General features: G+C 57.7%; 1 protein-coding gene. It reads right to left on the bottom strand.

Annotated elements, in window-relative coordinates; all coding sequences use genetic code 11:
- On the bottom strand, nucleotides 1-300 hold a 300-nt coding region (locus HX869_RS31385; RefSeq protein WP_178904201.1), incomplete at both ends, for an ABC transporter permease subunit.

Raw genomic sequence — 300 nt, 5'->3', positions numbered from 1 at the left:
AAAATCACTTCAATCAGCAACGAGCCGCCGAACAACATCGCGGTGAGCGCCTGGGGCAGGCCAACCACGATCAGCAGCATGGCGTTGCGAAACACGTGTTTGTACAGCACCTGTTTTTCGCTGAAACCCTTGGCCCGCGCGGTCACTACGTACTGGCGGCTGATCTCGTCGAGGAAGCTGTTTTTGGTGAGGATGGTCAGTGTGGCAAAGCCGCCAATCACCAGCGCCGATACCGGCAAGACAAGGTGCCAGAAGTAGTCCACGACCTTGCCCGCCCATGACAGGCTGGCAAAGTTCTCC

The organism is Pseudomonas sp. P7779 (assembly GCF_013386315.1).
In the GTDB taxonomy this organism is placed as follows: Bacteria; Pseudomonadota; Gammaproteobacteria; order Pseudomonadales; family Pseudomonadaceae; genus Aquipseudomonas.
Note: the sequence above shows the minus strand (reverse complement) of the source record. Positions and strands in the feature narration are given on the sequence as shown.